Raw genomic sequence first — 19,275 nt, forward strand, 5'->3', positions numbered from 1 at the left:
TGGTGGTCCCGGACAAGCCTCACAGCAAGAGCCTGAATAACTGCAACTGGCGGTCACAGGGGCCCGGTAATATTACCAGCTAGCGATCCAGGGTCGTATTCAGTTTCCCACCATGATTCGACATTCACTCAGTGGGAGTAAAACTAAGGGCGGTAGATAGTCAGCACTTTCTGCTTCTTGGGGCAGCGTTACTCCTCAACAGAAGCTTTACTGGGAAAGACGGAACGCTCATTTAGGCAATGCGGGCTGGAGGCCAAGATTTTCATGATTGTCGGCGACAAAGCTCCGGGGCCAATCTCTGGAGGAGTTAGATGCTTGTAAAAATGCCGGCTGCCGCGGACCGGTTGTTCGAAGTGGAGAACGATTTTTCGGACTCTCCCGCGCACCACAGGAAGTCCAATATTGCCGTCTCACTGATCTGCTCTGAGGCCGAACGCCTGGGGCTTCAAGTAAAGGTATATAAGGGCCTTGTTTTCGAAGTCCTTAAAGATGAAAGGCGAGTTGGCTTCCTGCAGAACAGCCCGGATAATTCTGCGGTATACAGCTATTGTGCCAAGAAAAAGGATCTCGCCAAGCTGATTTTGCAACAGGGTGGAGTCCCTGTTCCCGAAGGCGCCATCTTTTCTGATCGACAGGGTGCACGCGATTATTTTGAATCCTGTGGCTGGCCAGTGGTGCTTAAACCAACCGACCGTTCTCACGGGACGGGTGTGACTACCGGCGTAGAGACACACGAACACTTCGACCATGCCTGGGAAGAAGCAATAAAATTCGATAATAAAGTCATCGTGGAACGTTTCCTCTGTGGTTACGACCTCCGTGTGATCGTCATAGGTGGCCGGGCTGTATCAGCCTACGCCCGCTTGCCTGCCAGTGTGGTAGGCGACGGGAAGCAGACGATTTTCGAACTTGTTGAGCAGAAAAACAGGCAGCGTCTGCGCAATCCCTCTGCTCGGCTTTCCCCTATCAGGCGATTCGACTTCTTGCTTAGAACCGGTCGATCATTGGATGAAGTTCCCGGTCGGGGAGAATATGTCCAGCTCGCCAGTGTGGCGAACGTTTCTGCCGGCGGGGATGCCGTACAGGTTATCGATCATATTGATGCAGGGGTACTGGAGACAGCGCTGAAGGCCGCCAGGTGCTTTCCGGGATTGGCGCAGGTGGGTGTTGACCTGATAGTCCATGAACAGGATTCCTGTGTGAGTGCACAGGTGATCGAAATAAATGCAAATCCCACCATCTCGAGCTCCGTTTTCCCGAGCTACGGCAGGCCCGTCAATGTTCCTCGAGCCCTGTTGGAGTTTGTCTTTGATGAATCTCGGGCGCAGCCGGAAAAGCGAAGTCCGGTGCTTGCCCCGGCCAGGCCGTATGTGCTGGGCGTCGGATCGAGGAGATTTCCCCGGGATGTCCACAGCCAGCAGGAACTACTGTTCCAGGCGGCCTACAAGCAGAACCTTGAAATTGATGAGGTCGATGGCCAGGTCTTTTCCGTGGTCGGGCAGAATCACAGTGTCATGTTCTACAAGGGGATGCCGGAACGAACCAATGTTGTTTCCCTGAAGATCAGTCGTGACCGCGAGCTGGTGGCAAGGGTTCTACAGGAAGCGGGTCTGCGGGGTAGCGGTGAGCCCGGGCAGCTGACAGGGCTTTACCAGTACAGGACGCTGGTGATCCATGGCCGCGTTGTCGCTTGCTTGTATGGCGGCGCACACAGTGGGAATGTGGACGAGCGCTGCCATTACGACAAGGTACGGCACGATGTTACCGACATGGTGCATCCGGCATTCGTGAAATTGGCCTGTCGCTCGGTAGAGTCGGTGTTCAATCCTTACCTGGCCGGGGTTGATATCCTGGCTGCCGACATATCGGTCTCGCCCGAACGGCAACGCTGGCTGGTAATAGACATCTACTGTAATCCCAGTCTCGAGCTGCACCATTTTCCCGGTCAGGGGGTGGGGCGCGACGTGGCGGGATCACTGATCAGGTCGTTGTTTCCCCAAGTCGTGAGCGGGGAGTGCAAGCCCCGTTGTGTCCATGCGCTGATATCCGGCGAGCTTCAGGGCGTTGGATACCTGAACTGGGTACAGCGTCAGGCGATCTGTTACGGTCTCGGCGGCTGGGTCCGCAATCTAGATGATGGCCGGGTGGAGATGTTACTCGAGGGGCCACCCCGGGCAGTCGACGCCATGCTGGTACGGGCGCGGACCGGCCATTCCCGGGCACAGGTATCCCGCATCTCTGTCCGCGATCAGCCGGGGACGAATCATTATGGATTTGGCATTAAGAACTAAGGGTAAGAGAGGGGGCGACCCCGGCACAGGTCATGGATACGATCAAATATGCATTCGCCACGCCGATTCTGGTCAAGGACTGGAGTGACTCGGAGTTACTAAATGCCAGGTTAGCGGAAATCATACTGGACAGGGAAAATGTCGCCCCGCGCTTCCAGCGCTCGAACATAGGTAGCTGGGACTCCGAAAAGGACCTACTTGAATGGCCTTTCGAAGAGATTGGTGTTCTCAGAAAGCGTATTGTTTCTTGTGTAAAGGAATTGACCCTGGCAGTTACCAAGGGAAAATATGACCCGCGTCCTGAGAGTATGCTAGCGCATGCCTGGGCTAACGTATCCCGCGCCGACAGCTACCGCAAGATCCATAACCACGAATCCTGTACCTGGTCGGGAGTGTACTATGTCAAATCGCAGCTGGTGAAAGAGCGGAGCAAGAACAGCGGGAACATCGAATTCCTGGATCCACGTATGCTATGTATTTCCACTGAGCTGCCGAACAGCAGTTTCGGTGGCCGGAGCCGGCTGACCCCGCAGGCGGGGCGAATGGTGTTGTTCCCGAACTGGCTTTATCACTACGTAAATCCGGTTGAGGACAATTCCCTCAGGATCTGCATCGCCTTCAACGTCAAGCTGGAGCCACTATCTTCCAAACGGCGTCTGGAAGGCATGCGGGCACTGGTGTCGACCGTGTCGCGGGAACAGGCCTGACAGCGAGCGCTGTTCCCCCGGCCGATCGGGCCGCGTCAGGCAGGGCTGGCGCTTGTCGTGGACTCCTCGGCGAGCAGACCCGCCACAGCGCCGAAATCTGAATCCCGCCGCGATCCCTTTAGCAGCAGCAGATCTCCCGGTTGCACGTACTCCACGAGGTGTTGGGACAGCTCCCTGGCGGTCGAGAAGTGAGGGCCAAGGAGGGACTCCGGCAGCACGCCGCGCAGGTGCTTCATCTCGTCGCCGTGGGTAATGACTCTGTCGGCACCACTGGCTGCCAGGGGGCCGGCGAGGCTTTCATGCAGCTCGCGGGCCTTGTCCCCCAGGTGGACAATTCTCCCAAGCACCGCAATCTTCCGTCCGTTGCCCTCGGCCCTTGACTGGGCGAGTACCGAGAAAGCGTTCAGCATCGAGCTGACAGTGGCATTCCAGCTGTCGTCGATGAGGCTTACCGTCTTGCCAGCCAGTGTCAGGCGGGACCGGCTGAGGTGGGCATCGTCCAGCTCGATGCTGGCGAGAGTCTCGGCCGCGGCCTGCAGCTCGCGGCCCATTGCGTAGAGGACGCACAGGGAGGCTACCGCATTCATGACCATGCCCTGGCTGGGAGCTGGAACCCTGAATCTTATGGTCTGGGAATCTGCCTCAAGGGTTACCCAGCTTCCGTCATCATCACCCTGAATGTCACGGATCCTTACCTCGGCTTCTGTGCTGGGGCCGAATACAATCACACGCCGCGCATGTTTTTCGGCCTCGTATTTCAGGTATTGGAAATGCTTCAGGTGATCGCCGATGATTGCAATTGCGGGTCCGGTCAGCCCGTCGAAAATTCTGGATTTCCAGCGCGCGGTGTCACGGGTGGACCTTACATGGCTGCGCGATTGTGAAATGCCGATTTCCGTGATCAGGGCGATGGTGGGCCGGATCAAACGTGTGATCGGCCCGCGCTTCATCCACAGCGCACTCTGCGCAACCTCGATCACGGCGGCTTCGTCGTCCGGCGAGAGGCTGGCCAACATGGACGGCGCACCCACCCGGGAGTTGTAGTTGCCGAGGCTGGTCAGTACCTTTTCCCTGCCGCCGAGTAAATGCCCGATCATTTTCAGGGTAGTGGATTTACCGGCTGTGCCGGTTATGGCGATAACATCCTTGTCGTATCGCGCCCGTGCGGCAAGCCCGAGTTCGATAATGGCCCGGATCGGGTCGTCCACCAGTAGCAGTGGCAGGTCCGGGGGGAGGCCCGGCACCGGCCTGGCCACAATTGCCCCGGCGATGCGGCGAGCCAGTTGCAGCAGCCGGTCGTGCATGTCCCAGAGTTTCGGCGAGGATGAGCTCTGTTCATGGTAAGCCCGGTCCAGGCTGGTGTGGGCGACAAACAACGCCGGTCCCGGTGATTGTTCGACAAAGCTGATTCCGGAGAGCACGCTCCTGACGGCCCAGCCCGCCGGGGGCGGGACCAGCCAGCGTCCTCCCGTGATCACCTCCAGCTGTTCAGCATCCCATGTCAGCCCGTGGTCGTGGTTGAGGAGTGAAGGGGGGTACTGGGTCCGATAGATGGGCGCCTTTCCAGTAGGTGGGGAGGCCTTGCCGAGGTCCAGGTGCACCCTTGAGTCGTCCAGCGCGACCTGCTCCGAACGGTGCCCCGCCGAGACCAGGCCCACCTGCAGCTGCAGGTCGACATTTTCGAGGGAGTTCGAATGCGGCGGCCTCAGCCCATAGAAATCTCGGTATATAACCCCTTTTTCCCAGCGGCTGGTGGGGAGTTGCCAGTCACATGGGTCGTGGTCCATGGATTTGCCCCACTCGGGCATGGTGGTCTCCTCTATCGGGACTGCACGGAAATCCAGCCGGTAATCGGTGTCCATCTCCGCTTCGCAGGCCCAGAATGATTCGACCCAGAGCATCTGGCGATACTTGATCTCGCGCGGCCACAGCCGAATGCCGACCAGGAGCAGGGGCCCGATACGGACGGGGTCGATGCGGGCATCCTCCGGCACCACCGGGACCTGCCACTCGGGCCGCCTGATCGTCCCAGCGGCGTGAAGCGGTGCCAGCCGATAGGCAGTCGGGGCTGCCGGCGGGAGCCCGCTCGGCGTCGCTCTCTCCGGTGGCGACAATGCCAGTGTGGCGGTGCCGTCCTCGGTCAGGGAATAAGCGGTGCCGAGAGCCGCGGATAGCGCGGCGTAGCGACGGCTCGCATCGATAGCCTTGCGCTCTTTCAGCTGCCGGCTGAAGCCGAAACCGCAACCCGCAGGCACGAAGGTCAGGCGCTCCACACCGCGTTCGCTCAGTGCCAGGCGGAACACACCGCTGTCGGCCAGGGTATTGCGGACCGAATCGAACAGCAGGTCCCCGGCGTCGTGGATAATCGGGCGCTCCCGGTAAATCTCCGTTCCCTGCAGGACGTGTGCACTGGTGCCAAGGACTGCGTCCGCACCAGCGTCAATAATCGCGTGACCGGTGGCAATTTCCTGCTGGCCCGGAGCTTCTTCCCGGTTGGGCCCCCAGTGAACGGCTACCATCACCACCTGTGCGAGCTGGCGTGCGGCGCGGATGCGCGGCTCCAATAGGTTGGTCCAGGCTTCCGGTTGCTCCAGGGGGAGGAAGGCACTTCCCGCCCTGTGAGCCGTGGCCGCGAATTCCTTTTGCGTGGCATCGATCGAGAAAATCGCCACATTGAGCTCGCCTGCCGGGCGGATTACCGGTGTGAGAGCCTGCTCCAGGCTGGCGCCCGAGCCTGTGTGGCCGATACCGACCCGGTCCAGCCACCCGCACTGCTCCAGCAGCGCATCGGTACCGTAGTCGCCGCTGTGGTTGTTGGCGGTGGTGACGACATCAACCCGGGCGTCCACGAGCAGGCGCAGCATGCCGGGCCTGGCGCGGTAGTAATACGGCGAAAGCTCACCCTTGTCAGCTCCCTGTTCGCCGCAGGTGGCCACCACGCATTCCAGGTTGACCGCAGTGAGGTCCGCACTACTGAGCGCGGGTATCTTCCCGAGTACCTCGGCCGTGCCGAGCTCGGCGGTTCGGTAATGCTGCCGACGCGCGAGGTTTACATCGCCGCCCCAGGCCAGCACCGGCCGCCCGTCGGGCTCCGGCGCAGGCTCCAGCTCTAAATGCACGCCTTTTTGAACTGTGGGGTCAACTTTGCCCTTGCGCAGGTAGTTGCGATAGGCCACGAAACCGGAAAGGTAATGTTCCACATCGTCGATCCGCACCCGAAACGCATGGTGGCGGATAAAGAAGCTGCCCACGATTCTCTGTGGATTGCGGTAGAACATCGCGAACTCAGGCCAGAAGTAGCCATTGAGCAGGTAGTTGGCTCGCTTGTGTAGCGCCCGGTAGAACCAGTCGAGATCCAGCATCTGCAGCAAGTGCCGGTACTCGGCGTCCTGGGAAAGCCGTGTCACCATCTTTTCGGCGGCCATCATCAATTCGAGCAGCGTCGGGAAAGTAGTAATCCGGTTCTCGATGAAGTCCAGGTAGCCGGCCACGTTCTGGATGCCAAAGCGATAATATTTTTCTGCGGGGCGGTAGAGTGTGAGCTCGTTTACACAGTAACTGAGCCAGTGGTCGTGGGCCTGCCAGTGGTCTGCCGCGATGAAATATTCGAACGCCTTCTCCACCAGTGTTAACCAGCGTTCATCGCCGGTTAAGCCATAGAGGCGCATCAGGCCGAAGGCTGCTTCGCCGTCGTAATAGATGATGCGGAACTCTTCTTTCACGGAAAGATCCGGGAACTGCAGTACATGCACGAACTTGCCTGACTTGTCGTCCTGCATGAAGCGGATGCCCAGTGCCAGTTGTTCCATCAGGTCCCGGTATCGGTCGCTACCGGTGAGCTCGGTCCACTTCACGTAGGCCAGCAGGCAGACCGCATTACCTCCAAGCTTTATCTCGCCATTGGCTTCCACCAGGAAAGCTGCTTTCTCTCCAGAGGGCAGGGCTGTGCGCTGGATAAGGTTTTCGTCGAGGTAGGTCAGTGAACGTTCGATGGCTGCCTTGAGGCGCTTTTCACGGGTGACCTCCCAGGCCTCGGCCATGGCGTAGGTGCTGCTTGCGTGGCGGAGTGTATTGTAGGTGCCGATCGGCTTGTCGAAGCAGGCATGCCAGCCATACTCAAATCGACCACTCTTCTTCACCTGGCCTGCGAGGTAGTTGCTGCTGGTCTCAACCAGTTTTGTGGTGGTGGCTTCATCCAGGTCATCGATGATGCGGCGACCTGCGTTGCGACCGGGACCATACAGATAAACGGGTGCGTCAGTCTCGTCACAGAAAACACCTTCTGTCCAGAGGCGGTACACGGTCTTGTCATTGGAAAAGTCGGGCACCAGCCGGTTCCCGTAGCGGGTCTTGCAGTAGAGCTGGAAGTTCTTCTCGTTAACGACTGCATGACCGATCTGGTTCCCGCCGTACAGCATGGCGTTACCGTTCAGTTCCTGTTCCAGGAAAACGAACTTGAAATCCGCGTCCAGGGCAATGCCATAGCGAAAGTAGGACCGCTTGGTGGCACGTAAATTTTCCTTGAGTTCGCCCCATGACATCTCGTCCACGCGGGTGACCCAGTCCAGCCTCAGCCAGCGAGGGCTCATCTTTCCCGATTTGGTGGCCTTGCGCGCCTGGGCGGCAATTGCCTTCCACAGGCCGTTCAGGTCGTTGGAGCGGGCATGAAGGGTGACCGCGCGCTGTTTGCCGTCACATACAGAAACAAACAGCAGGTAGGGCGGTGGCAGCTCTTCCAGCTTCCGCTCTACCAGAGGCTTTGCTTTCAGTAATAGGTCAGAGAGTGTCATTTGCTGCTCTTGTGGTGACAGGATTTGGGATTCAGGAGCCAATTACTTCTCGAGGGAGCCAGAGTAGATCGTTTGGCGTGAGTTTCTTGTTGCGATGTTGCTGCAAGTCGTATCGCCGCCGGCGTTGGCGTCAATAATTGCATTTTGAAAGGTCGGCGAAGATATCTTTATGCGACTCTCAGTATAGACGGGCTTGAAGTTTCCCCAAGATGACTTGTCACAAAAATTTCCGCTTCAAATGGGATTGGTGTTGGCAGATAGTCACTGCCTGGTTCTCATTCCATCGATCTGATCTTTGATGTCTGACCTCAACAGCTGGTGGTTTTTATGAGAGGCGCGTGATGGCTGAGAGTTGGATGAGGATAGAAAATTATTGCACTCGATATACGTCTTTAGTTGGGCATTAATTATTTACGAGTAAATTCTGGTGCAGAAGGTTGCGTCCTTTGTGAGGCGAAAATATCTCTAATTGGTACGCGCCGGGTTGTACAAAGGCCGGCAAATAGCCCCTATGGGTCATATAAAAATAATTAGGTAGAGCTATTATCGTCTACGCAAATAAATATGCATACAACGGCTGTAGGCTCGAAATATCCGGATTTCCTTTTGGATGGATCTTCGGTGGGTGGCATTTTTGATTTTACTATGGGGAATAAAATGAAGCTTAGACTGATTTCAGTTGTTATGGCTGGGGTCCTTGCTGGATGCGGGGGTGATGGAGGAAATAGTGGGAGAGGCGTAGAAGATCCGGTAGTGTCGGTCAACCAGCCTCCTGTTCTCACTTCTCCGAGTGCTGAAACTTCTAACGGTGAGCCTGTATCCGTAGATCTCTCTGAATATGCCAGTGACCCAGATGGGGATAGTATCTCCATCAAGAGCCTTAGTGAGCCAGAGAACGGCTCGGTTTCCCAGGCTGGCCTGGTTGTGACTTACGACCCTGAGGACTCTTTTGCCGGTATCGAAGTGCTTAACGTGACACTGACAGATGGAACTGATGATGTATCTGGCTCCATCACTTTCACGTCATATCAGGGGGTGAGTCTCTCCGGTCAGGTGGTTGATGATCCGATTCCAAATGCCAATGTGAAAGTAGAGATCGGTGGTCAAATATTCGAGGCAACCGCTGATTCGGAAGGTCATTACACTTTGGATATTGAATCCTCTGACCTCGACAGCTATATCAAGGTCACAGCTACTGGGGAAGAGGGCGCAGGTGTCGAGCTGGTAAGTTTATTGGGCGAAATTGGTAGTGTGCTGGAAGCAGCCGGGGAAGACCGGGAGCTGGGCGGCGCAGGCGATACGTCCACGAATGTAACCAACGTTTCGACTGCTCGCTATGTACTGGCCGTTGAAGCCAATGAGGGTGCGGAGATTACGTCTGATGAGGAGATGGCGGCCTCCGAGAAGTCCATTGATGCGGACAAGCTTCTTGAAATTGCCGCAGTGATCAAGGTGGTTCTCGATAACCCGGATTACGATCTGCCCGAAGGCTCTACTTCGGTACTGGAGTTGGTGACGGACACCGATGCTTACAATAATTTTGTAGCAGAAGTAACCAGTGCTGACCCTGAAAATAATGCCCTGACTGAGGCCATGGAACAGATCGTCAGCGATCCCGCGCTCACTCAGGCGTTCAGTCAGGAGAGTCTTGCCAGTGCTTACTACACTGTGGATCCCGCCGCTCCTGGGTTTATCTCACGCGGAGGGGAACTGCTTGAGCTGAACCCGGACGGCACTGGCCAGATTGTTAATGAGCAATCTGCTGCCACATTTACGTGGAGCATCGGAAACGGCAAGGTAAGTATCGTATTTGATGAACCGCTGATCGATACCAATTACCCCAGTGCCTATGACGTGCTCGATGTACAGCAGGCAGACGAATGGGTAGCGTTGACCGGATCTGCCCAAATAGAAGAAACCCGCTCCGAGAAAAGCCTGGAGCTCACTCTTCTGGTAGACGGTGGCCTTATTGACACTGTGTCTCACCTCTCTACCTATGATGCCACGTATAATATGGGCGATACTGGAATCCCCGCTCCCAACCAGGTAGACGCTACCCAGAGAGGGGAGTCCCTCTTCCGGGATGCAGATGCATCTGAGCCGATGGCCATCGAGGAAGCAGATCTCGCGGACCAGTGGGCCACTTACAGCTTCTATCAGTTTGAAACGGCTTATAGCGGGACTGTCAGCAGTTTCGCGGGGGATATCTTCGAGTTCTCAACCGGAGGTGCCGGCAGCGCTTTGATTTCTGGCAGGGACTTTGCCTGGACCCTTGAAAACAATACCGTGACACTGAAATTCAGTGACGGTAGCGTTCAATCGATTCAAAAGATTGATGGTGTTGGGGAACTGAGTGCTTTCGCCATGCGGACGCTCGATGACCAGGGTAGCCTTGTTGCCTTCACCTACGATTTCGGCACCTGGCAAGACGATGCCGATGCACTATCAGCGGCAGGGATCGTGACTGAGCAGGGCCGCCACTGGGCTACCTTCGTAAACGGCTGGTACGCAGGGTGTTGGGAGAACGGGGTCTACGATCTTATAAATTGTTCCGGTTTCGGTTGGGAGTTCAATGCGGACTCTACAGCGAACAACCTTTGGTACAGCTATGACGTTTTCGATAACGACGGTGACGGCAATACCACAGAGGTCCTGGTTAATAGCAACCCTGCTAGTTGGAACCTGCGGGCTGATGGGGTCCTGGATATCGAACGCTGTGTAGTATGGGGAGATGGCTCGCAATCCTGCTTTCAGCGTGAATGGCTGGGTTTGCAGGCTTCAGAAGGCGAGATCATCGTGATGGAGCGAGAGTTCGATGGGGGGGCCGTGCGAGTGAAGCCCCGTGTGAATATCTATCGCGACGCCGCCATTCCAGGTATGGATACCACCGCCGCTGCTTCTCGCGTCGTGGTTTATCCAACCGTGGAATAGTCACTGCGGTTGATAATGCCAACGAAAAAACCAATGCCGCGCGAGCGGCATTGGTTTTTTTTGACCCCTGAATCCGGGCCTATCAATAGTGGGTATTGAATATTTAGAGCTGTGCTGCCAGTCGCGAGCCCTGGTCGATAGCGCGCTTGGCATCCAGCTCGGCCGCCTCGTCGGCGCCGCCGATCAGGTGGGCACTGATCCCCAGTTTGCCGAGGGCATCGTGCAGCCCGCGCGCCGGCTCCTGGCCCGCGCAGACAATGATATTGTCCACTTCGAGAAGGCTGGTTTCCTCTCCCATGCGGATATGCAGGCCGCGGTCGTCAATTTTCTCGTAAGTGACACCGGGCAGCATTTCCACCTGGCGGTGCTTGAGGCTGGTGCGGTGTATCCAGCCAGTGGTCTTGCCGAGCCCCTTGCCCACCTTGGAGGCCTTGCGCTGCAGAAGGTAAACCTTGCGCGGTGACGAGACGCCGGTCGCGGGTTTCAGCCCGGCCCGCTGCTCCAGGTTGATGTCCACGCCCCATTCGGCGAAGAATTCCTCTGTGTCGCTGGCAATGAGCTCCTCATCCTCGCTCACATCGTGAGTCAGGTACTCCGCCACGTCGAAGCCGATACCGCCGGCGCCGATAATCGCGACTTTTTCACCCACCGGTTTGCGGTGCTTTAGCACGTCCAGGTAGCCCAGTACCTTGTCGCTCTCGATGCCCGGGATCGGCGGCGTGCGCGGTTCGATGCCGGTGGCGATGATCACCTCGTCGAAACCCTGCAGGTCAGTGGCGTTGACACGGCGATTGAGTTGCACCTCTACCCCGGTGAGCTCCAGCTTGCGACCAAAGTAGCGCAGGGTTTCCTCAAACTCGGCCTTGCCGGGAATGCGCTTGGCCACATTGAACTGGCCGCCGATGCGGTTATCAGCCTCGAACAGGGTCACCCGGTGACCGCGCTCCGCGGCCACTGTGGCTGCGGCCAGGCCCGCGGGGCCCGCACCGACCACGGCGACTGTTTTCACCGCTTCGGCAGGCAGGTAATTCAGTTCGGTTTCGTGGCAGGCCCGGGGGTTGACCAGGCACGAGGTCAGCTTCATTTCGAAGGTGTGGTCCAGGCAGGCCTGGTTACAGCCGATACAGGTATTGATTTCGTCGGCGCGACCCTCTGCGGCCTTGTTCACGAACTCCGGATCGGCGAGGAACGGCCGGGCCATGGACACCATGTCCGCGTGGCCGTCTGCCAGCACCGATTCCGCTACGCCCGGCATGTTGATGCGGTTGCTGGTGATTACCGGCACGCTCAGGTGCTTCTTGACGCGTGCCGTTATGCCGGTGAATGCGGCCCGGGGGACACTGGTGGCGATGGTGGGCACGCGTGCCTCATGCCAGCCGATGCCGGTATTGATGATGTTGGCCCCAGCCTTCTCGATGGCCTGGCCCAGTGCCACGACTTCCTCGAAGCTGCTGCCGTCCTCGACCAGGTCCAGCATGGACAGCCGGTAGATGATTATGAAGTCCTCACCTACCGCCGCACGGATACGGCGCACGATTTCCAGTGGCAGCCGGATACGGTTCTCAAAGCTGCCACCCCAGCGATCGGTCCGCTTGTTGGTGCGGGTGACGATGAACTGGTTGATGAAGTAGCCCTCGGAACCCATCACCTCCACACCATCGTAGCCCGCCTCGCGCGCAAGGGTGGCGCAGCGCACGTAGTCATCGATCTGGTCCTCGATTTCCTCGTCGCTCAACTCGCGGGGCGTGAAGGGGTTGATCGGGGCCTGTACCGGCGACGGGGCGACCAGGTTGGGGTTGTAGGCGTAGCGCCCGGTATGGAGTATCTGCATGCAGATCTTGCCGCCTTGACCGTGCACGGCAGCGGTGATTTGCTGGTGCTGCTGGGCTTCTTCGGCGGTGGTCATCTTGGCGGCGCCCTGGAAGACACAGCCCTCCTCGTTGGGACCGATGCCCCCGGTCACGATCAGGCCAACGCCGCCGCGGGCGCGTTCGGCGTAGAAGGCGGCCAGCCTGTCAAAGCCACCCGGGTGCTCTTCCAGGTTGGTATGCATGGAACCCATCAGCACACGATTCTTCAGTTGCGTGAAGCCCAGGTCCAGCGGGGCGAGCAGGTGAGGGTAGGTCTGTGACATGGCAAATCTCTCTCGTTACTCTTCTTCTGAACGGCAGGTCGGATATCCATGCGGATACGCTTTGCCCACTTTGCCCAGCAGAATAACAGCGCTTATCTGGACCGGCAGTGACCGATTCGGCCGAAATCTTTGGCCGGAATGGGGGCATTGTGATGCTTAAAACGCGCACGCCTGCGCGCGGATCGGGGTGGATCAGGTCTGGAACAGGTCCACCAGCTCCTGGCGCAGCCAGCGGCTGGCGGGATCGTCATGCTGGTTCTTGTGCCACAGCAGGTGCCAGTCCATCTGGGGTACCTGGAACGGCAATTCGAACAGGCGCACCGGATACTGGTGGGCGAGGATGGCTGGCACCGTCAGGGCCAGGTCGGTGCGCATGACCACCGCCGGAGCCACCCGGTAATGCTGGACCCGCAGGCAGATATTGCGCCGGCGCCCCAGCTTGTTCAGGGCGATATCCACGAGGCCGGGGCCACTGCGCCGGCTGGAGACGTGGATGTGCTGGAGCTGGAGGTACTGTTCCAGCGTCAGGCCGTCCTGCCCTGCCAGTGGGTGGTCACTGCGCAGCATGCACAGGTAGCGGTCATTGCTCAGGCGCTGCTGGTATAGCTGCGGCGCCGAAACCAGCGGGACGTCCACCCCGAAATCCAGGGTGTTGGCCGCCAGTTCCTTTACCAGCTGGTCCCGCGGCACATAGTAGGACTCCACTGAAATGCCCGGTGCCCGCTCCTGCAGGCGCTCCAGCAGTCTCGGCAGGAGCAGGGTCTCGGCCATGTCGTTCATGGACAATCGCAGGGTCATGCTGGCGGTGGCGGGGTCGAAGCGGGCCTGCTGGTTGAGACTGCCACCGAGCAGCGCCAGTGCCTGCTGGACCTGGGGCATGATGCGCTCGGTCAGCGGGGTGGGGTTCATGCCGCTGGGCGTACGGGTGAACAGTGGGTCATCCAGGCTCCGGCGCAATCGCGCCAGTGCGTTACTGACCGCGGGCTGGGTGATATGCAGCTGCTCTGCAGCCCGGGTCAGGTTGCGCTGGCTGTAGATTGCGTCCAGCACCAGGAAGAGGTTCATGTCCATCTGTTTAAGTTGCATGGTGCGGCCTGCTGGTACCCGGTGCTGTGATCACGGTGGTGAATGATTGGATATTCGCATAATAAACTTTAATGATTCAACAGGGGGCGCTACGGTGAAACCCTGATTGAACGGGAGAAGCAGATTGGCCGAATTCGTTACCGTGCGCCATGGGCAGGCCTCGTTCGGCGCCGCCGACTACGACAAGCTGTCAGAACTGGGCTGGCGCCAGGCACGCTGGCTGGGTGAGCACTGGCAGTCTGAGGGTGCCGGCTTCGACCGGATACTGTGCGGCGACCTGCTGCGCCACCGGGAAACCGCCCGGGGTATCTGCGAGGGGGCCGGACTGGATCACTCCCGGGTCGAGCTGTTGCCCCAACTGAATGAGTTCGATTTCCAGTCGGTGATGCGTGCATACGGGGAGCTTGATCCCGCCGCGGTGCCTGCGCGCGGCGCCGGCCGGAGTGACTATTACCGCTTTCTCAAGAAGGCCATGGGAGCCTGGATCCGCGATGAAATCGGAGCCGGGGAGAGCTGGACCGCGTTTGAGCAGCGTATTGGCGAGGCCCTGGCGATCCTTGCGGACAGTCCCCGGGGAAGCCGCACGCTGGTGGTAAGCTCAGGCGGTGCCATCGCCATGATGGTGCGGTCGGCGATGGAGGCGGGGCCGGAAGCGGTGATCAAACTGAATATGCAGATACGCAATACGGCGGTAAGTCACTTCTTCTCCAGTCCCGGGAATACCAGCCTGCACAGCTTCAACCATATCCCGCATCTGGAGCGCCACGACCGGCGCCAATTCATAACCTACAGCTGACCACTTCCCGGTCGGCCCCGATGAGGCAAGGGAATCGATCATGCATTTCGAATATTCCGACAGGGTCCAATCTCTTCTCCAGCGCCTGCGCACGTTTATGCACACCCATGTGTACCCCAGCGAGCCGGTATTCCAGGAGCAGCTGCAGGCGGACCGCTGGGGACAGCCCCCCGTGCTGGAAGAGCTCAAGGCCCGGGCACGGAAAGAGGAACTGTGGAACCTGTTCCTGCCGGACGCCCGTTTCGGGGCGGGTCTCTCCAACCTGGAATATGCGCCACTTGCCGAGGAAATGGGGAGGGTCCTGTTCGCTTCCGAGGTGTTCAATTGCAGCGCACCGGATACCGGCAATATGGAAGTGCTGGCCCAGTACGGCAGCCCGCAGCAGCAGGAGCAGTGGTTGCAGCCGTTGCTGGATGGTGAGATCCGCTCGGCGTTTGCCATGACCGAGCCGGCGGTGGCTTCGTCAGATGCCACCAATATCGAGACCTCGATCGTACGCGATGGTGACGACTACGTTATCAACGGCCATAAGTTCTATATCAGCGGCCTGATGAATAAACGTTGCAAGATCATGATCGTGATGGGCAAGACGGATCCGGATAACCCGAACCGCCATCGACAGCAGTCCCAGATCCTGGTGCCCACTGACACCCCCGGCGTGCGAATCGTGCGACCGATGAAAGTCTTCGGTTATGACGACGCGCCCGAGGGGCACGCGGAGGTGCTGTTCGAGAATGTGCGCGTGCCAGCGTCCAACCTGATCCTGGGAGAAGGGCGTGGTTTTGAGATCGCCCAGGGGCGCCTGGGCCCGGGACGCATTCATCACTGCATGCGCCTTGTCGGGCTGGCCCAACGGGCGCTGGAAATGATGTCGCAGCGGGCCGAACAGCGCGTGGTGTTTGGCCGGCCGATGAGCAAGCAGGGGTCTGTAAGGGAGGATATCGCGCGCTCTGCCTGTGAAATCGAGCAGGCGCGGCTGCTCACGCTGAAGGCCGCGGACCAGATGGACCGTCACGGCAACAAGGCGGCCAGGGACCTGATTGCCATGATCAAGATTGTGGCGCCACAGATGGCCTGTAACGTGATCGATCGCGCGATCCAGATTCATGGTGCCGCGGGCCTTGGCCAGGACCTGGTGCTGGCCCATGCCTATGCCTACGCCCGCACTATCCGGCTCGCCGACGGACCCGACCAGGTACATATGATGCAGCTGGGGCGCAACCTCGCTGCCCATTACGGTGCCCTCGCGGGGCAGGCTGAACAATAAGGCGGCGTGACAACGCCCGGGGAGAATGAATTGGCAGAGAGCAAAACGTTGGAGCAGCAGTCGAGTGTAGATCAGCTACCGCTCGATGTACTGGAAAAATACCTGGCGGCGCGGATTCCGGGCTTCTCCGGCCCCATCAGGGCAACCAAGTTTTCCGGTGGCCAGTCGAACCCGACATTCAGGCTGGACGCCCCCTCTGGTACCTATGTCCTGAGGCGCCAGCCGCCGGGCAAACTCCTCAAGTCCGCCCACGCGGTGGACCGGGAGTTCCGGGTCATGCGGGCACTGGCAGATTCGGCGGTGCCAGTCCCGCAAGTGCTGCACCTGTGCGAGGACCGCGAGCTGATCGGCTCCATGTTTTATGTGATGGAATATTGCGACGGACGCATATTCTGGGATGCGGCCCTGCCGGAGGTCGACAATAGCCAACGGTCGGGTATTTACGAGGAGATGAATCGGGTCCTCGCAGCCCTGCACAGGGTCGACCCCCGGGCGGTGGGACTGGCGGATTACGGCAAGCCCGGCAACTATTACCAGCGGCAGTTCGAGCGCTGGAGCAGCCAGTACCGGGCATCGGAGATTGACCCGATTCCCGTTATGGACCAGCTGATCGAGTGGCTGGGCGGGCACCTGCCCGGGGACGACGGCCGCGTGGCGCTGGTGCACGGCGATTACCGGCTCGACAACATGGTATTCCACCGTGAGCAGTCGCGGGCCATCGCCGTACTGGACTGGGAGCTATCGACCCTGGGCCACCCGTTCGCGGACCTCGCATACCAGTGCATGCAGCTGCGGATGCCTGCCAGTGGCGACAAGATGTCGGGACTGATGGGCGTGGACCGGGCAGCGCTGGGGATTCCCTCCGAGGAGGAATATGTGGCCCGTTATTGTGAACGAATGGGAATAGACAAAATCGACAACTGGGCTTTTTACCTGGCGTTCAGCTTCTTCCGGCTCGCTGCGATTATCCAGGGGGTGGCCAAGCGGGCCCAGCAGGGTAACGCCTCCAGCAGGAATGCCGCACGCCTGGGGGCCCTGGTAGACCCGGTGGCCCGGTTCGCGCTGGATGTAATTGAGAAAGAATACTGACCGGAAAGAAAAGAATAGAGAGGCTTGATCATGTCCACGAACCTTTTTGACCTGAGCGGGAAAATCGCGCTGGTGACCGGTGCCAGCCGCGGCATCGGCGAGTCGATTGCAAAATTGCTGGCGGAGCAGGGTGCCCATGTACTGGTTTCCAGCCGCAAGCTGGAGGGCTGCAAGGCGGTTGCAGATGCCATCGTCGATGCTGGCGGCAAGGCTGAGGCAATGCCGTGTCATATTGGCAATATGGAGGATATCGAGCGGGTGTTCGGCGAGATCCGGGATAAATTTGGGCGACTGGACATACTCGTCAACAATGCCGCCACCAATCCTTATTTCGGCCATATTCTCGATACCGACCTGGGTGCGTTCCAGAAGACCGTGGATGTAAACATTCGCGGGTACTTCTTCATGTCGGTGGAGGCAGGCAAGATGATGCGGGAGCAGGGTGGCGGCGTCATCGTAAATACCGCCTCGATCAATGCGCTGCAACCCGGTGTGGGCCAGGGCATTTACTCCATTACCAAGGCTGCAGTGGTAAACATGACCAAAGCCTTTGCCAAGGAGTGTGCCCAGTTCAATATCCGGGTGAATGCCCTGTTGCCGGGGCTGACCAAAACCAAGTTCGCCGGTGCCCTCTTTTCCCATGAGGATATCTACAAGACGGCCATCGGGCATATCCCCATGCATCGCCACGCCGAACCCGAGGAGATGGCCGGAACCGTGCTTTACCTGGTATCGGATGCCTCCAGCTACACTACTGGCGAGTGCGTGGTGGTCGACGGCGGCATGACATCCTGTGGGGGTATCTGAAATGGCCAGGGACCCGATACTCAATTTCGATGGGCAGGTGGCGCTGATAACCGGTGCTGCCAGTGGCTTTGGCTCGCTGCTGGCACGGGAGCTGGGAATCCGGGGCGCCAGGCTGGTTCTGGGGGATATCAATGAACCACAATTGATGGCCCTGGCCGACGAGCTGGGGAATGCGGGAATTGATGTCCGGGCAGCGTGCTGTGATGTTTCGCTGGAGAGCGATTGCGCAGAACTGGCGGCAAGCGCTGAGCGAGAATTCGGCCAGCTGGATATCGCGGTCAATAATGCCGGTATTGCACCACCGATGATGTCGGTCGAGCATACTCCCGAAGAGGAGATGGATCGCCAGTACAGCGTCAACCAGAAGGGGGTCTTTTTCGGCATGAAGCACCAGCTGCCCCTGATGAAAAAGCGCCAGTCGGGTATCGTGCTCAATGTCTCCTCGATGGCGGGCCTCGGGGGTGCACCCAAGGTCTCCTCCTATGCTGCCGCCAAGCATGCTGTTATCGGCCTGACGAAGACCGCCGCGATCGAAAACGCCAAGCACGGTATCCGTGTCAATGCCATTTGCCCCTTCTTCACCCTCACGCCCATGGTCACGGGAATCGAGACCCCCGAGGGGATCAGTGCAAGTGACTTCCAGGCATTCCTGGCGGCGGGCTGCCCCATGAAGCGCCTTGCGGAGCCGGAAGAAGTCGTGAGCGCCATGCTTATGCTGCTTTCACCAAAACTGACCTATGTCACCGGCCAGGCCCTGGCGGTGGATGGTGGTGTATCGGCGTTCTGACACTCACCTCGCCGGCCGCGAAGGGAAAGCCCTGAAAGGAAAACAGAGGAGGCAGGCATGCGCAGCCAAATAGCTCCCGGTGAACTGGATGATTACATCGGGTACATCGCGGGCCCTACTGACTGGCTTACCATCGACCAGGGGCGTATCGATGCGTTTGCCGATTGCACCCTGGATCGGCAGTTTATTCACGTAGACCCGGAGACTGCCCGCCAGACGCCCTTCGGCAGCACCATTGCTCACGGCTTCCTGACGCTGTCACTGCTTTCGCACTTCGCCGAGCAGCTGCCGATCACCATCGCCGGTATACGGATGGCAGTCAATTACGGGTTGAACAGGGTGCGCTTTATCAACCCGGTCAGGGTGAACAGCAGGGTCAGGGCTCATGCAAAAGTCCTGGAGATTAAGGAGAAAGAGCCGGGGCAATTCCAGGTCACGCTGGAGATGACCATGGAAGTGGAGGGAGAGGAAAAGCCGGCGCTGGTTGCCGAGTGGCTGGTCCTGCAATTTTCCTGATGGCCAGGTTACCTGGCGCAGTCACTGGCGACCCCATGATCGGTTTTCGTCGTGTCTCTACCAGTAAGGTCCTC

At 58.9% G+C, this 19,275-nt stretch carries 12 protein-coding genes; 9 read left to right on the forward strand and 3 right to left on the reverse strand.

The features are described 5' to 3' along the window. The first annotated feature begins 311 nt into the window (after positions 1-311). Both BLT26_RS14815 and BLT26_RS14820 read left to right on the forward strand, forming a co-directional pair. Positions 312-2,291 (forward strand): acylphosphatase, encoded by a 1,980-nt coding sequence (locus BLT26_RS14815; RefSeq protein WP_091516285.1) that lies wholly within the window; start codon positions 312-314, stop codon positions 2,289-2,291. Positions 2,292-2,323: 32 nt separating this feature from the next. Beyond that, a complete protein-coding gene (locus BLT26_RS14820; protein WP_091516288.1) occupies positions 2,324-2,998 on the forward strand; it encodes a TIGR02466 family protein in 675 nt (224 codons plus the stop codon). Positions 2,999-3,033: 35 nt separating this feature from the next. Here the strand turns inward: BLT26_RS14820 and BLT26_RS14825 are convergent, their stop codons facing one another. Continuing rightward, positions 3,034-7,788 (reverse strand): CapA family protein, encoded by a 4,755-nt coding sequence (locus tag BLT26_RS14825; protein WP_091516291.1) that lies wholly within the window; start codon positions 7,786-7,788, stop codon positions 3,034-3,036. Positions 7,789-8,352: 564 nt separating this feature from the next. Here BLT26_RS14825 and BLT26_RS14830 point away from each other — a divergent pair. After that, on the forward strand, positions 8,353-10,719 hold the full coding sequence (locus BLT26_RS14830) for an Ig-like domain-containing protein (protein WP_139169597.1): 2,367 nt from the start codon (positions 8,353-8,355) through the stop codon (positions 10,717-10,719). 103 nt (positions 10,720-10,822) lie between these two features. Here the strand turns inward: BLT26_RS14830 and BLT26_RS14835 are convergent, their stop codons facing one another. Both BLT26_RS14835 and BLT26_RS14840 read right to left on the reverse strand, forming a co-directional pair. After that, a complete protein-coding gene (locus BLT26_RS14835; RefSeq protein ID WP_091516297.1) occupies positions 10,823-12,853 on the reverse strand; it encodes an NADPH-dependent 2,4-dienoyl-CoA reductase in 2,031 nt (676 codons plus the stop codon). Positions 12,854-13,045: 192 nt separating this feature from the next. Next, complete coding sequence (locus BLT26_RS14840; protein WP_091516302.1) at positions 13,046-13,939, reverse strand: LysR family transcriptional regulator; 894 nt, start codon at positions 13,937-13,939, stop codon at positions 13,046-13,048. A gap of 124 nt (positions 13,940-14,063) precedes the next feature. Between BLT26_RS14840 and BLT26_RS14845 the strand changes: the two genes are divergently transcribed. From BLT26_RS14845 to BLT26_RS14870, 6 genes are read left to right on the forward strand one after another with little or no spacing between them, the layout of a single operon-like run. After that, on the forward strand, positions 14,064-14,735 hold the full coding sequence (locus BLT26_RS14845; RefSeq protein ID WP_175453143.1) for a histidine phosphatase family protein: 672 nt from the start codon (positions 14,064-14,066) through the stop codon (positions 14,733-14,735). A gap of 40 nt (positions 14,736-14,775) precedes the next feature. Beyond that, positions 14,776-16,002 carry an acyl-CoA dehydrogenase family protein gene (locus tag BLT26_RS14850; protein WP_091516311.1) on the forward strand — a complete coding sequence of 409 codons (1,227 nt, stop codon included), beginning with the start codon at positions 14,776-14,778 and terminating at the stop codon, positions 16,000-16,002. A gap of 30 nt (positions 16,003-16,032) precedes the next feature. Beyond that, complete coding sequence (locus BLT26_RS14855) at positions 16,033-17,091, forward strand: phosphotransferase (protein WP_245720725.1); 1,059 nt, start codon at positions 16,033-16,035, stop codon at positions 17,089-17,091. 30 nt (positions 17,092-17,121) lie between these two features. Continuing rightward, positions 17,122-17,898, forward strand: coding sequence for an SDR family oxidoreductase (locus BLT26_RS14860; RefSeq protein ID WP_091516318.1), 777 nt, complete (start codon positions 17,122-17,124; stop codon positions 17,896-17,898). Position 17,899: 1 nt separating this feature from the next. Beyond that, entirely contained in the window at positions 17,900-18,685 is a 786-nt protein-coding gene (locus BLT26_RS14865) for an SDR family NAD(P)-dependent oxidoreductase (RefSeq protein WP_091516321.1), read from the forward strand. Positions 18,686-18,742: 57 nt separating this feature from the next. Then, positions 18,743-19,201: a MaoC family dehydratase gene (locus BLT26_RS14870; protein ID WP_091516324.1), complete on the forward strand. Its 459-nt coding sequence runs from the start codon at positions 18,743-18,745 to the stop codon at positions 19,199-19,201. Positions 19,202-19,275: the final 74 nt, after the last annotated feature.

This window comes from Microbulbifer yueqingensis (assembly GCF_900100355.1).
In the GTDB taxonomy this organism is placed as follows: Bacteria; Pseudomonadota; Gammaproteobacteria; order Pseudomonadales; family Cellvibrionaceae; genus Microbulbifer; species Microbulbifer yueqingensis.

Bases quoted from the DNA above. Each gene is read 5' to 3' on its own strand.
- BLT26_RS14815 (WP_091516285.1), top strand. From the start codon at position 312: ATGCTTGTAAAAATGCCGGCTGCCGCGGACCGGTTGTTCGAAGTGGAG.
- BLT26_RS14860 (WP_091516318.1), top strand. From the start codon at position 17,122: ATGTCCACGAACCTTTTTGACCTGAGCGGGAAAATCGCGCTGGTGACC.
- BLT26_RS14840 (WP_091516302.1), bottom strand. From the start codon at position 13,939: ATGCAACTTAAACAGATGGACATGAACCTCTTCCTGGTGCTGGACGCA.
- BLT26_RS14865 (WP_091516321.1), top strand. From the start codon at position 17,900: ATGGCCAGGGACCCGATACTCAATTTCGATGGGCAGGTGGCGCTGATA.
- BLT26_RS14830 (WP_139169597.1), top strand. From the start codon at position 8,353: ATGCATACAACGGCTGTAGGCTCGAAATATCCGGATTTCCTTTTGGAT.
- BLT26_RS14825 (WP_091516291.1), bottom strand. From the start codon at position 7,788: ATGACACTCTCTGACCTATTACTGAAAGCAAAGCCTCTGGTAGAGCGG.
- BLT26_RS14820 (WP_091516288.1), top strand. From the start codon at position 2,324: ATGGATACGATCAAATATGCATTCGCCACGCCGATTCTGGTCAAGGAC.
- BLT26_RS14870 (WP_091516324.1), top strand. From the start codon at position 18,743: ATGCGCAGCCAAATAGCTCCCGGTGAACTGGATGATTACATCGGGTAC.
- BLT26_RS14835 (WP_091516297.1), bottom strand. From the start codon at position 12,853: ATGTCACAGACCTACCCTCACCTGCTCGCCCCGCTGGACCTGGGCTTC.
- BLT26_RS14850 (WP_091516311.1), top strand. From the start codon at position 14,776: ATGCATTTCGAATATTCCGACAGGGTCCAATCTCTTCTCCAGCGCCTG.